This window comes from Thalassospira sp. MIT1004, assembly GCF_001858545.1.
In the GTDB taxonomy this organism is placed as follows: Bacteria; Pseudomonadota; Alphaproteobacteria; order Rhodospirillales; family Thalassospiraceae; genus Thalassospira; species Thalassospira xiamenensis.
The window spans coordinates 57,134-70,986 of the sequence record NZ_MCAO01000008.1; the positions used below are offsets into that span (position 1 = coordinate 57,134).

Genomic DNA, 13,853 nt, shown 5'->3' on the forward strand with positions numbered 1-13,853 from the left:
TGTTGATAGCCTGCTGGCAGTTCAACAAAACAGGGGCTGACGCCAAAAGGCGCGGCCTTGTTTCAAGGAGGTTTTCATGACGGCACAACTCAAAGAACAGCGCTGCGTGTCGTTAAGCCAGCTGTCTGATCTTCGGCTTCTGCGCGAACACGCTTATATTGACGGGCGCTGGTGCTCGGCCGACAACCGTCAGGTTATCGAAGTCACCAATCCGTTCGACGGTGCGTTTCTTGGAACCGTGCCCAATATGGGCATTGCCGAAACCCGTAACGCCATTGCCGCAGCCCATGCGGCCTTTCCGGCATGGGCCGCCCTTCTGCCGCAGGATCGCGCCGCGCGTCTACGCCGCTGGTTTGATCTTCTGATCGAAAACAAGGAAGACCTGGCCCTTCTGATGACACTTGAACAGGGCAAACCGATTTCGGAATCCCGTGGCGAGATTGATTATGCCGCAAGCTTCATCGAATTCTTCGCCGAAGAAGCCAAACGGGTGAATGTCGAAAACATCTCATCCCACCTGCCCGGCCGGAATATGAGTGTCAAACGCGAACCGGTTGGCGTCACCGCTGCGGTAACACCGTGGAACTTCCCGTGTGCGATGATCACACGCAAGGCCGCCGCCGCACTGGCAGCCGGTTGCACCATGATTGTCCGCCCGGCGACCGAAACGCCATTTTCGGCCACCGCCCTTGCCGAACTGGCCGAACGGGCCGGTATCCCGGCCGGTGTCTTTAACGTCGTGACCGGCGATCCCAATCCGGTTGTCGGCGAACTTTGCGGCAACCCGGTTGTGCGCGCACTGTCCTTTACCGGCTCGACCGAAGTCGGCCGACTGCTGCTGTCGCAGGGTGCGCAAACCGTCAAAAAGATGTCGATGGAACTGGGCGGACATGCGCCGTTCATCCTGTTCCCCGATGTCGATCTGGATGACGCGGTCAATCACGCGGTCGGGGCCAAATTCGCCACCAGCGGGCAGGATTGCCTTGCGGCGAACCGCATCTTTGTCCATCGTGATATCTATGATGCGTTCCTTGACAAATATGCCAAGGCAATCGGCGAACTGCGCGTTGGCAACGGGCTTGATGACACCACCGAAATCGGTCCGCTCATGCATGATCGTGCGGTTGCCAAATGCGATGAACATGTTGCAGATGCCCGCGCCAAGGGTGCCCGCGTTCTGACCGGTGGCAAGAAAATGGGCGGGCTGTTCTATGCCCCGACCCTTCTGGCCGATGTGACCGAAGATATGAAAATCTATCACGAGGAAACCTTTGGCCCGGTTGCCCCGGTCATCCCGTTCGATACCGAAGAAGAAGTCATCAGCCGCGCCAATGATAGCGAATATGGTCTGGCAGCCTATGTCTATACCGGGGATCATGATCGCGCCGCGCGTGTTTCGAATGCACTTGAATACGGCATGGTCGCACTGAACTGCGTGAAAATCACCGGCGCACCGGTCCCGTTTGGCGGGGTCAAGCAATCCGGCCTTGGCCGCGAAGGGTCGCGCCACGGCCTCGAAGAATTCACAGAACTCAAATATGTCTGCGCCGCGTTCAAACAGTAACATGCGCAGCAGCCACCGCATTCACATGGGAGAAGCAAAATGAATGTCATCAAAAACACCACCGCCGATCTGCAGGAAATGGATCGCGCCCATTTCATGCATCCCTCGACCCACATGCGCCAGCACGCGGCGGGCGAAACCCCCAACCGCATCATCAATGGCGGCAAGGGCATCTATATCCATGATACCGAAGGCAAGGAATCGCTTGATGCCTTCGCCGGTCTTTACTGTGTGAATGTTGGTTATGGCCGTACTGAAATCGCCGATGCGATTTACGCCCAGGCCAAGGAACTGGCCTATTACCACACCTATGTCGGGCACGGGAACGAGCCGGTCATCCGCCTGTCGGATCGCATCGTCAAATCCGCCCCCGAAGGCATGCAGCGCGTCTATTACGGCATGTCGGGGTCGGATGCGAACGAAACCAACATCAAACTGATCTGGTATTACAACAATATCCGCGGCCTGCCGCAGAAGAAGAAAATCATCTCGCGCTGGCGTGGTTACCATGGTTCGGGCATCATGACCGGCAGCCTTACGGGTCTGGCCGCCTTCCACAACGCGTTTGACCTACCACGCGCGCCAATCCTGCACACCACCTGCCCGCATCACTACTGGAATGCCGACGCGGGCGAGACAGAGGCCGAATTCGCCAAACGCTGTGCCGATGATCTTGAAAAACTTATCCTGCGCGAAGGCCCGGAAACCGTTGCCGCCTTCATCGGCGAACCGGTCATGGGTACGGGCGGCATCATCACCCCGCCCGAAGGATACTGGGACGCGATCCAGAAGGTGCTGAACAAATATGATGTTCTTCTGGTCGCCGACGAGGTTGTGACCGCCTTTGGCCGTACCGGGTCCTATTTCGGGTCGCACCATTACGGCATGAAGCCCGACCTGATCACGATTGCCAAGGGTGTCACATCGGGCTACCTGCCGCTGTCGGGTGTCATCATTGGCGAACGCGTCTGGAAGGTTCTGGAACAGGGGTCGGATCAGATGGGGCCGATCGGCCATGGCTGGACCTATTCCGCCCATCCGGTCTGTGCGGCTGCCGCCAATGCCAACCTTGATATTGTCGATGGTGAAAACCTGACCGGCAATGCGGCCGATACCGGGGGCTATTTCCAGAAACGCCTGCGCGAAACCTTTAACGAGCATCCGCTGGTTGGCGAGGCGCGCGGTGTCGGCCTGATGGCCGCACTGGAATTTGTCGCCGATAAAACCAAAAAGGAACGGTTCGATCCGAATGCGAAAATCGGTCCGCGCGTATCGGCCGCCTGCCTTGAACGCGGCATGATTGCGCGCGCCATGCCGCATGGCGATATCCTGGGCTTTGCCCCGCCGCTTTGCATCACCAAGGCCGAAATCGACAAGGTCATCGACATCGCCAAACAGGCCGTCGATGCGGTTGCTAACGAGGTCGCAAGCGGCAAGTAACCCGTCTCACACCATCCCCACCCGGTCTTGTTTATGACGACCGGGTGCACCACAGAGGCCGGACCCATGCCGGCCTCTGTTTTTTGTCAGTACAAAATCTTTTTTTCGACACCTGCCTCTACCAAGCAGACAAGAAGAAACCCCTGCGGCCAACATGGCAGGGGTTTCCGATATCATCCCGCGAAGGGGAAATTGCGGTCAGAGATGATTACATCTCGGTGCCGAATTCCTTGCGGAGCGCTTTCAGCACTTCTTCGGTGTCACCACCGACTTCGCTGACAAGGCTGTCACCGATACCGGCCGACGCCTTTTTGAATGCCGCGCGCTGTTCATCATTCAGACGAATGACTTCGATTTCCGGCTTGGCTTTCTTGATGCGATCAAGTGCCTCGGCATTTGCCTTTTCCTGGGCTTCGTAGATGAAGTCATCAAGTTCCGATTTGACTTCCTTGAGCATATCCTTGCGCTCGTCAGACAGACCTTCATAGAAGGCGGCATTCGATACCACGGTGGTGGTATATTGCTGCTGACCGGCATAGATCAGATAGTCGGTAACTTCATAGAATTTCGCACTTTCGATGAAGAAGATCGGGTTGACCTGCGCATCGATAACGCTGGTCTGAAGACCGGAATAAACTTCACCCCAGGGCAACGCCACCGGATCGGCACCGAAGGACTCATAGCTTTCGATCAGGATCGGCGACGTCATGACGCGGAATTTCACCCCGTCAAATTCGGACGGCTGGGTCACCTTTTTCTTGGTGGTCCAGACCATCTCGCCTTCGGGATACATGGTATAAAGCTTAAGACCCTTGGACTCAAAATCCTTCGACAGACCGTCATAGATCGTCGGGCTGCTCGACAGGACTTCCTTGTTCACCTCGTTATCCTGCGACAGCAGGTAGGGAACGCCGAAAACCTGAATTTCCGGAACGAAGGTGCCCAGATGGCCCGGCGACGCGTTCGAGAACTGGACAGCCCCCGCCGTCGTCAGTTCGGTAATGTCGTTTTCGGTACCCAACTGGCCATAGGTGTAGACGGTAACCGTCACATCACCGTTGGTTTTTTCCTCGACCAGGCGCTTGAATTCCTGTGCATACAGGTCCTGCACATCGCCCGGGCTTTCTTCATGCGCAAATTTCCATTCTTCGGCTTGGGCGGCTGTCCCGGCAACCGCAAAGATTGCGGCGGCAGACAGGGTCGCCTTGAAGAGCTTGTTCAAACTCATATCGAAGTCTCCCTTATTGTGCCGCGACGACCGGGATCTAACCCTTAATCGGCGGCGATTAGTTGGCACATCAATGTTATGAACGCGCAAAGTGTTGAAATGTTCCTGCATCAGGTCAATGTTAGTTTTGTATCATGACAAAATAACATTGACGTCTACACATTAACCCTCAGGTCATGTTAGGGTTGGAAAAACCCCCAAGGGGGCACAAGGGTAGAAAAGGCTGGAAATCAACAGGATGTGGCTGCCAAATATTGACCTGAGCGGCGATACGGGACCGAAATACAAGGCCCTCGTCGAAGCGATCATCACCGATATCGAGGCAGGACGCCTTCGCCATGATGTCCGCATGCCGACCCATCGTGAACTGGCCTATCGGCTGCATGTCAGCGTGCAAACCGTCAGTGCCGCCTATAAGGAAGTAGAACGGCAGGGTTATCTCAGGTCGGAACGACGTCGCGGTACATTCGTTCAGGCACGCCTGACAGATCGCGCATCGACCTTCATCCTTGATAACCGCCAGCCCGATCTGATCGACCTGTCGATTGTGCGCACGGCCTATACCGATTTCCACAATGATCTGTCGCGCCAGATTCACGGCAAACTGGCCGAGGAAACCCATCACAACTGGATGGAAAGCTGCCGCCCGGTCGCAGGGTTCGAATACCACCGCGAAATCGGCAGCAAATGGCTGGCATCGATGGGAATTTCGGCCGAACTTCCCAACATCCTGATCACCAATGGCGCGGCACAGGGGGTCTTTACCGCCCTTGCCACCGTGGTTCAGCCCGACGATGTCGTACTGACCGAAAGCCTGACCGATCATGGTGTCATTGGCACCGCCAGCATCCTTCGCTTCAAGCTGGGCGCCTTGCCAACCGATGACGAAGGCATTTTGCCCGACGCGTTTGAACGTGAATGCCGTGCGCGCCACATCCGCGCCCTTGTCGTGACCCCGATCTACACCAACCCGACCAACTGCCTGATGGGGCTGGAACGGCGCAAACGAATCGCCGAGATCGCCGAACATTACGGCGTTTACGTCATCGAAGACGATGTGTATCGTCCGCTTCTGGAACAGAACCTGCCCCCGATCACAAGTTTCCTGCCGCGGCTGGGCTTCCATGTTTCCAGCCTGACCAAGATCGTCATGCCGGGGCTTCGTACCGGTTTTCTGGTCGTGCCACAGCATCTGTCGATCCGTGCCAGCAGTGTTTTGCGAGTCACCGGCTGGATGGGCACCCCCCTGATGGCCGAGATCGGCGCGCGCTGGATCACTGATGGCACCGTTGATCAGGCGGTAACGGTCCAACGCGCCCTGATGCGTGAAAGACAGGCCCTTGTTGCCGAAATACTGGGGGATGCCGTGGTCCGCCATCATCCCACATCGCTAAGCGCCTGGGTGCGCATTCCGCATCACTGGCAGGAAGAATGGTTCGCATCAGAACTGAGGAAAAACGGCGTTGCCGTGACGATTTCCGACCCGTTCATGACGGTCAAGGTCCCCCGCCCGAATGCCATCCGGATTTGTGTCGGCGGGGCGGTGGATACCCCGTCCCTGCATCACGGGCTGATGCAGATCCGCCATACGATGGAACAGATGCCGGGTGTCCATGCCTTCGACGTTATGTATTGATTTTTGTGTCATGACAAAAATCTGATTGAACCGTCACAAACCGTTTTTATTCTGACTGTCTGGCGCGAAGCGAACAGGAAACGTGTGGGAGGGAACCAATAACCACACACAACGTTCAGCAAGAATGTCTCGCACGCGCATCATGGAGGTCGTATGTCAGATTCTAACGGGGAGGCTCCCTCGCCACAAGGCGGGGTGCTGTCGGTGCTGAAACGGCTTGATGACGGTTTATCCGTTGTCGAGCGTCAGTTGCTGGGGTGGAGCATCGTGATCATGGCCGTAAACACGGTCGCCAATGTGATCATGCGTCTGGGTTTCAGTTCGAGCATCTTCTTTTCCGAAGAGCTCAATCAATTTCTGATCATTCTTGTCACGTTTGTCGGCATCAGCGAGGCCGCCCGCATGGGTCGCCACATTCGCATGTCGGCCTTTACCGATATGCTGGGTCCGCAGGCCAGCAAGATCATGATGATCATCATCACGCTGGGCACAGCCGCCCTTCTGTTTCTTCTGGCATGGTACTCCGTCGGCTATGTTTCATCCCTGATCCAGTCGAACCGCCTGACACCGGCCCTTCGCATCCCCTATTATTTCACCGTCCTCATCGTACCCTTTGGCCTGACGGTCACGGGAATCCAGTTCGTACTTGCCGCGGCAACGAATATCTTCAGACCGGGGACGCATCTGTCCTACCGGGTGGAAGATACGTTCTCCGACGCTGACGATCATCATCTGTAAGGGGACGGAAAATGGATCTTGGAACCACAATTCTGATTGTGATGCTCGTCCTTCTGGTGCTGGGCTTCCCGATGATGGTGCCGCTGACCATGGCCAGCGTCGTCGCCTTTACCTTTTACATGCCGATTGATCCCAAAATTCTGATCCAGCAAATGGTGACAGGGATCTCGCCGGTGGCACTGATTGCCGTGCCGATGTTCATCTTTGCCGCCGATATCGTGACAAAGGGGCATACGGCCAACCGCCTTATTGACCTTGCCATGACCTTTGTCGGCCATGTGCGCGGCGGTCTTGCGGTCACCACCGCCCTTGGCTGCACGATGTTTGGGGCCGTGTCGGGTTCGACACAGGCCACCGTGGTTGCGATGGGCGGCCCGTTACGTCCCAAAATGCTGAAAGCCGGTTACAAAGACAGCTTTGCCATGGCCCTGATCATCAATGCCAGCGACATCGCGTTTCTGATCCCGCCTTCCATCGGCATGATCGTGTTTGGCGTGGTCGGCAAGGTGTCGATTGGTGAATTGTTCCTGGCTGGTATCGGCCCGGGCATCCTGATCCTGCTGATGTTTTCAGCCTATTGCATTTACTACGCGAAAAAGAACAACATCCCGACCATCCCGCGCATGGGCTGGGCCGAACGCGGCAAGGCCGTCATCAATGCCGGTCCCGCCATCATGTTCCCGGTTCTGATTGTTGGCGGCATTTATCTCGGCTGGGTCAGCCCGACCGAAGTCGCAGCCGTTTCCGTGGTCTATGCCATCATTCTTGAAGTCATGATCTTCAAGTCGGTGAAATGGTCCGAACTTCTGGAAATTGCCCGTTCGACCGGCCTGATTACCGCTGTGGTCTTCATCCTTGTCGGCGCGGGGACAACATTCTCGTTCGTGATTTCCTTTGCCCAGATCCCGCAACACGTGATCGGTGCATTGGGCCTTGAAGGTGCAAACAGCTATCTGATCCTGGCGGCAATCTGCATCGCGTTCTTTATCGGTTGCATGTTCGTTGATCCGATTGTTGTCATTCTGGTTCTGACACCGATCTTCATGCCGCTGGTGCGTGATGCCGGACTTGATCCGGTTCTGGTTGGCACGCTGGTGACGCTTCAGGTCGCCATCGGGTCGGCAACGCCCCCGTTCGGGTGCGATATTTTCACCGCCATCGCGATCTTCAGGCGACCTTATTACGAGGTCATCCGGGGCACGCCGCCCTTTATCTTCATGCTTCTGCTGGCAGCCGTGATTCTGGTCCTTGTTCCGCAGATCGCATTGTTCCTGCCGACCATGGCATTCCGTTAATCGGCAGGAATCCGGGACCGTCCCGGAAAAGACGAACCACAATATCAAACCGGGGTGCGGGCATTCATTGCCCCGCCCCATCAAGGAGTTCAGGACGATGTCCGTTGCCCCCGCGGTCACGCCAGAGCCGGTAGACCTGTCCTATTTGCCCGATCCGGTTGCCCCGGCCGGGCGGATCGGATTGATCACGCTCGCCACCGATTTCAACGGCGAGGATGACCTGCGCCGCATCATTCCCCATGATGTTGGCCTGTTCACCACCCGCATTGAAAATGCCAATCCCATCACGGTTGATACCCTGCGCAGCATGGCCGACGATCTGCCGCGTGCCGCCCGCACCCTGTTGCCGGGATATGGTGTGGATGTTGCCATTTTCGGCTGCACATCGGGGACGGCGGTGAATGGATCAGACCGGATCGAAGCCCTGATCAACATGGGCATGCCCGGTACGGCGGTGACCAATCCGTTGCTGGCGGCCGATGTCGCATTGCGAACAATCGGTGCGCAAAAAATCGCCGTGGTCGCCCCCTATGTTCTTGATGTCACCCGTTCCGTTGCCGAACAGCTGATCGTGCGCGGTTTCGATGTGACCCGGCTGCTGGGTTTCGGGCTTGAAAACGATATTGATATGACGGCAATCCCGCCCGATGCCCTGTTGGCTGCGGCATTACAGGCCAACAGCCCGGATGCCGATGCCGTGTTCATTTCCTGCACGGCCATCCGCTCGGCCGAGATTGCCGAACGTGCGGAAAAGCTTTTGGGCAAGCCGGTAATTACCAGCAATCAGGCCATGATCTGGCACGCCCTGAATCTGATGAAATACGACAAACCGGTCACAGGGTTCGGAACCCTGTTTGACCACGCCCCACACAAATCGTAACGAGGTCGCCATGAAAGAACCCATCACACTTGGTGATGTGCTTTCTGCCCGCAAAACCATTGCGGGACACGTGATCCATACACCACTGCGTCCGTCCGCCAGCCTGTCTGAGCGGATCGGATCGCCCGTGTGGCTGAAATGCGAACACCAGCAATATACCGGCAGCTTCAAGCTGCGCGGGGCGGCAAACGCCGTTCTGAAACTCTCGCCCGAACAAAAGGAAAAGGGCGTGGTCGGGGTATCAACCGGCAATTATGGCCGCGCTCTTGCCAATGCGGCGCGCAATGCCGGGGTTCGCGCCGTGATCTGCATGTCCGAACTGGTCCCGAAAAACAAGGTCGAAGGCATCCGCGCCCAGGGGGCCGAAATTTGCATTTCCGGCGCCTCTCAGGACGAAGCCCAAAAGGAAGTCGACCGTCTGGTATCGGAAAAGGGCATGACCATGCTGCCCCCCTTTGACCATGCCGACATCATCGCCGGTCAGGGAACCCTTGGCCTTGAAATCCTTGAACAGCTTCCGGAAACCGACACGCTTCTGGTGCCGCTATCGGGCGGCGGGCTTCTGGCAGGTGTGGCACTGGCGGCGAAGTCGATCAATCCGGCCATCCGGGTTGTCGGCATTTCGATGGAACGTGGCTGTGCGATGATCACAAGCCTGCAGGAAGGCAAACCGACCGCGGTTAAGGAACTGCCGACACTGGCCGACAGTCTGGGCGGCGGTATCGGGCAAAACAACCAATACACCTTCGATATGTGTGCCGATCTGACCGACGATTTCGTGTTGGTCAACGAAGCCCAGATCGCGGACGGCATCCGCGCCGCCTATCACGATGACCAGCAGGTGATCGAAGGGGCCGCCGCCGTTGGCATCGCCGCCCTTCGTGCCGGATTGATCGATAATCCCGGCACCACGGTGGTTCTGTCCACCGGCTGCAATATCGACATGGATTTGCATAAACGTATTGTCGGCGGCGAAGACGTCGACCTGATGGCGGAGTAACCGATATGCCCAACATCAGAATTCTGACCGAAACCGACCTTCGCAACGTGATCACCCTTGATACCGATGCGATTGCCTGTATCGAAAACGCCTTTCTGGCACTGGCGACCAAGGATGTACGGATGCCGCCAATCCTTCGGCTTGATATCGACGACCACAATGGCGAGGTCGATGTCAAAACCGCCTACGTCCCTGGCCTGGAAAGCTTTGCGATCAAAATAAGCCCCGGCTTCTTTGACAATCCCAAGCTTGGCCTGCCGTCGGTCAACGGGTTGATGAACCTGTTTTCAGCCAAAACCGGCCTGCTCGAAGCCGTCATGCTCGATAACGGTTATCTGACCGATATCCGCACCGCTGCCGCCGGGGGCGTTGCCGCCAAACATCTGGCACGCAAGGATGCCAAACATGCCGCGATCTTCGGGGCCGGTGTGCAGGCAAAATTGCAGCTCAAGGCGCTTAAACTGGTGCGCGGCATCACATCGGCCACCATCTGGGCACGCGATATGGCCAAGGCCGAAATCTGTGCCGCCGCCTGCGCCAGCGAGCTTGGCCTTTCCGTAACCGCAACGCCCGATGGCCGGGCGGCGGCACAGGATGCCGACATCATCGTTACCACCACCCCCGCACGTGAACCCGTCCTTTTAGCCGATTGGGTCAAACCCGGCACCCATATCACCGCCATGGGGTCGGATGCGGAACATAAAAACGAAATCGACCCGGCATTGATCGGCCGGGCAGACCTTTATGTGTGCGACAGCCTTTCGCAATGCCGGATTCTGGGTGAACTGCATCATGCCATTGATGCCCGGATCATCAGGGCCGACCACACATTTCCAGAACTGGGTCAGATTATTGCCGGATCGGCGTCGGGACGTGCTTCCGACGATGCGATCACGGTTGCCGATCTGACCGGTACGGGTGTCCAGGACACCGCAATCGCCACCCTCGCCCGGGCGCGCTGCGATGCAGCCAAGGCCGGGACCGAGATCACGTCGTAATAACAAAAGGAAACAGGGTCAGGAAAAACTGAAACCCCGCCTTTTTTTGGAGGCCTGCAATGAGCCAGGTTGAATTGAATTTCACGCGCGAGGAATATGCCGAGCGTCTGGAAAAAACAAAAAAAGCCATGGTGGAAAAGGGGCTCGATCTTCTGATCGTGACCGACCCATCAAACATGGCCTGGCTGACCGGCTATGACGGCTGGTCGTTTTATGTTCACCAATGCGTGCTTGTCCCGATAGAGGACGACCCGATCTGGTTCGGGCGATCACAGGATGCAAATGGGGCAAAGCGCACGGTCTATATGACCCATGACCGCATCATCCCCTATGCCGATTATTATGTGCAATCGACCACCCATCACCCGATGGATTACCTGTCCGAGGTAATCGAACATCGCGGCTGGGGCACGCGCAATATCGGTGTTGAAATGGATAACTACTATTTCTCCGCCAGATGTTACGCCCAATTGCAGGCCCATCTGCCCAATGCAAAGTTCCATGATGCCACGGCACTTGTGAACTGGCAGCGTGCCGTAAAATCCGAGACCGAGATTTTCTATATGCGCCAGGCCGCCCGCATCGTCGAAAACATGCATGAACGCATTTTCGAAGTCGTCGAACCGGGCATGAAGAAAAACGAACTGGTGGCCGAAATCTATCGTTCGGGGATTGTCGGCATTGACGGGATCGGCGGGGATTACCCGGCGATTGTGCCGTTGCTGCCATCGGGTGCCGATGCCGGTGCGCCGCATCTGACCTGGGATGACAAACCGATACCGGGCGATGCCGGGACGTTCTTCGAGATTGCCGGTTGCTATAAACGCTATCACGCGCCGCTATCGCGCACGGTCTATCTGGGGCAGCCCGAACAGCGCTTCCTTGATGCCGAAAGTGCCCTGATCGAAGGCCTTCAGGCTGGCCTTGAAGCCGCCAAACCCGGCAATGTCTGCGAAGACATCGCCATTGCCTTCTTTGGCGTGCTGCAAAAATACGGCATCCACAAAGACAGCCGGTGTGGATACCCCATCGGGCTTTCCTATCCGCCCGACTGGGGCGAACGCACCATGAGTTTGCGCCCCGGTGACCGCACGGTTCTTGAACCCGGCATGACATTCCATTTCATGCCCGGGCTCTGGTTTGATGACTGGGGTATCGAGATCACCGAAAGCATGATGATCACGGAAACCGGCAGCAAGACGCTGACCAGTTATCCAAGGCAGTTATTCGTCAAAAACTGACGCGAATACCGCCGATCAAAATCGCATCGCAGATATATGCCGGTGCAAGACTGCCACGCAGGATACCGACGGTCGCGGTATCCTGCCTTTATGCAAGGAAACGGCCATGACAAAGAAATCCCCGATTACGCCAACGATCCCGTTTGATCAGGATGGTGTTCATCACGGCTTTTTAAAGCTGCCCTATTCGCGTGATGATTCCGCGTGGGGGGCTGTGATGATCCCGATCACGGTCATTCGCAACGGCAATGGCCCCACCGCCCTTCTGACCGGCGGCAATCACGGTGACGAATACGAAGGTCTGGTATCGCTGTTCAAACTGGCGGGGAAACTGTCACCCGCTGAAATCACCGGGCGGGTCATCATTTTACCGGCGATGAATTTCCCGGCTTTCCTCAATGCATCGCGGACATCCCCGATTGACAAGGGCAACCTTAACCGCAGCTTCCCCGGCAAGGCCGATGGCACGGTGACACAGAAAATCGCCGATTACGTCCTGCGCCATCTGGTACCCGAAGCCGACATCGTCCTTGATCTGCATTCCGGCGGCAAGACACTGGACTTCATCCCGTTTGCCGCCGTCCACGTCCTTGACGACAAGGAACAGGAAGCCCGCTGCGTAAACGCGATGAAAGCCTTTGCCGCCCCTTATTCGATGATGATGCTGGAACTTGATTCGGTCGGCATGTTCGACACGGTTGTTGAGGAAGCCGGCAAAACATTCGTCACCACCGAACTGGGCGGCGGGGGGTCAACCACGGCCGAACGGGTCGCGATTGCCGATCGCGGGGTGCGCAACCTTCTGATCCATGCCGGTATTCTGACAGGTAAGCCCGACGTTCCCGACGATAGCGGCATCATGCTCGATATGCCGGACGGCAACTGTTTCGTTGCGTCGGTTTCAGGCGGCCTGTTTGAACCCTGTGTCGATCTGGGGCAGATGGTCACGCGCGGCGATCTGATTGCGCGCGTTTACGATGCCAACCGGACCGGCGGGGTGCCAACCGAATACAAGGCACCGCGCGACGGCATCGTCGCCTGTCGCCATTTCCCCGGCCTGATCAAGACCGGGGATTGTCTTGCTGTCATTGCCGAGGTGGTCGGGAAATGATCAGGCTGGATGATCAGGATCTGAAAATCCTGCTCACGCTGCAACGCGAGGGGCGCATCACCAAGGTCAAACTGGCCGAGGCGGTGAACCTTTCGCCAAGCCCGTGCTGGGAACGGCTCAAACGCCTTGAGGACCTTGGCGTCATTTCGGGCTATCACGCGCATATCAATCTTGAAATGCTGGTCAAACCAACCCTTGTGATGACCGAGGTAACATTGCGCCATCACCAGCACGAGGATTTCGCGATTTTCGAAAAGGCGGTTCAGGATATCCCGGAAATCGTCGAATGCTATGCCCTTGGCGGCGGGGTGGATTACATGCTCAAGGTGCTCTGCCGCGATGTCGATGCCTATCAGCGCCTGATCGACGGGCTTCTGATCGCGGGGATCGGCATTGACCGCTATTTCACCTATATCGTCACCAAAAAGGTCAAGGTAACACCAGTCCCGCCGATTGACGCCCTTCTGGATCCCTGGGGACGAAAATAACAACCGACACCCAATACCCAACATTGACGGGCGAAACACCCTGTCCCCTGAATTTAAACACTTCCCAACCTGCCAAACTTGTGGCGAAATCGGTTTTATCAGATGGCCTATGGGGGATGGGTGATGAAACCGGGCGTTACGATGATCAGGACCATGACCGTCGGCATTCTGGCTATCGGCCTTGCCGCCTGCCAGACGGTCACCCCATCCCCATCCACCCCGGCCCCCTGACGC

The 13,853-nt window shown here is 57.0% G+C and carries 12 protein-coding genes; 11 read left to right on the forward strand and 1 reads right to left on the reverse strand.

Annotation, left to right across the window (positions count from 1 at the left end; all coding sequences use genetic code 11):
- The first annotated feature begins 76 nt into the window (after window positions 1-76).
- Both BC440_RS04145 and BC440_RS04150 read left to right on the forward strand, forming a co-directional pair.
- Window positions 77-1,564 (forward strand): NAD-dependent succinate-semialdehyde dehydrogenase, encoded by a 1,488-nt coding sequence (locus BC440_RS04145; protein WP_071239605.1) that lies wholly within the window; start codon window positions 77-79, stop codon window positions 1,562-1,564.
- Between the two features lie 39 nt (window positions 1,565-1,603).
- Window positions 1,604-3,004 carry an aspartate aminotransferase family protein gene (locus tag BC440_RS04150; protein WP_071239606.1) on the forward strand — a complete coding sequence of 467 codons (1,401 nt, stop codon included), beginning with the start codon at window positions 1,604-1,606 and terminating at the stop codon, window positions 3,002-3,004.
- A gap of 208 nt (window positions 3,005-3,212) precedes the next feature.
- On the opposite strand, the gene dctP is transcribed toward BC440_RS04150, so the two are convergent.
- Window positions 3,213-4,232: a TRAP transporter substrate-binding protein DctP gene (dctP, locus tag BC440_RS04155; RefSeq protein ID WP_071239607.1), complete on the reverse strand. Its 1,020-nt coding sequence runs from the start codon at window positions 4,230-4,232 to the stop codon at window positions 3,213-3,215.
- A gap of 238 nt (window positions 4,233-4,470) precedes the next feature.
- Here dctP and BC440_RS04160 point away from each other — a divergent pair, with 238 nt between their 5' ends.
- The 9 genes from BC440_RS04160 to BC440_RS04200 all read left to right on the forward strand — a co-directional run bounded on the left by BC440_RS04160 (window position 4,471) and on the right by BC440_RS04200 (window position 13,619).
- Window positions 4,471-5,868, forward strand: a complete 1,398-nt coding sequence (locus BC440_RS04160) for a PLP-dependent aminotransferase family protein (RefSeq protein WP_007088940.1) — start codon at window positions 4,471-4,473, stop codon at window positions 5,866-5,868.
- 153 nt (window positions 5,869-6,021) lie between these two features.
- Window positions 6,022-6,606, forward strand: coding sequence for a TRAP transporter small permease (locus BC440_RS04165; protein WP_223304984.1), 585 nt, complete (start codon window positions 6,022-6,024; stop codon window positions 6,604-6,606).
- Window positions 6,607-6,617: 11 nt separating this feature from the next.
- Entirely contained in the window at window positions 6,618-7,901 is a 1,284-nt protein-coding gene (locus BC440_RS04170; RefSeq protein ID WP_063093078.1) for a TRAP transporter large permease, read from the forward strand.
- 97 nt (window positions 7,902-7,998) lie between these two features.
- Window positions 7,999-8,781 carry a hypothetical protein gene (locus BC440_RS04175; RefSeq protein WP_007088943.1) on the forward strand — a complete coding sequence of 261 codons (783 nt, stop codon included), beginning with the start codon at window positions 7,999-8,001 and terminating at the stop codon, window positions 8,779-8,781.
- A 10-nt stretch (window positions 8,782-8,791) separates the two neighbouring features.
- A complete protein-coding gene (gene eutB, locus BC440_RS04180; protein WP_071239608.1) occupies window positions 8,792-9,781 on the forward strand; it encodes a hydroxyectoine utilization dehydratase EutB in 990 nt (329 codons plus the stop codon).
- A gap of 5 nt (window positions 9,782-9,786) precedes the next feature.
- On the forward strand, window positions 9,787-10,779 hold the full coding sequence (gene eutC, locus BC440_RS04185; RefSeq protein WP_071239609.1) for an ectoine utilization protein EutC: 993 nt from the start codon (window positions 9,787-9,789) through the stop codon (window positions 10,777-10,779).
- Between the two features lie 59 nt (window positions 10,780-10,838).
- A complete protein-coding gene (gene doeA / locus BC440_RS04190) occupies window positions 10,839-12,020 on the forward strand; it encodes an ectoine hydrolase DoeA (protein WP_071239610.1) in 1,182 nt (393 codons plus the stop codon).
- Window positions 12,021-12,126: 106 nt separating this feature from the next.
- Window positions 12,127-13,131: a N(2)-acetyl-L-2,4-diaminobutanoate deacetylase DoeB gene (gene doeB / locus BC440_RS04195; protein ID WP_071239611.1), complete on the forward strand. Its 1,005-nt coding sequence runs from the start codon at window positions 12,127-12,129 to the stop codon at window positions 13,129-13,131.
- A complete protein-coding gene (locus tag BC440_RS04200; protein WP_071239612.1) occupies window positions 13,128-13,619 on the forward strand; it encodes an Lrp/AsnC family transcriptional regulator in 492 nt (163 codons plus the stop codon). The genes doeB and BC440_RS04200 overlap by 4 nt, the downstream gene beginning before the upstream one ends.
- Window positions 13,620-13,853: the final 234 nt, after the last annotated feature.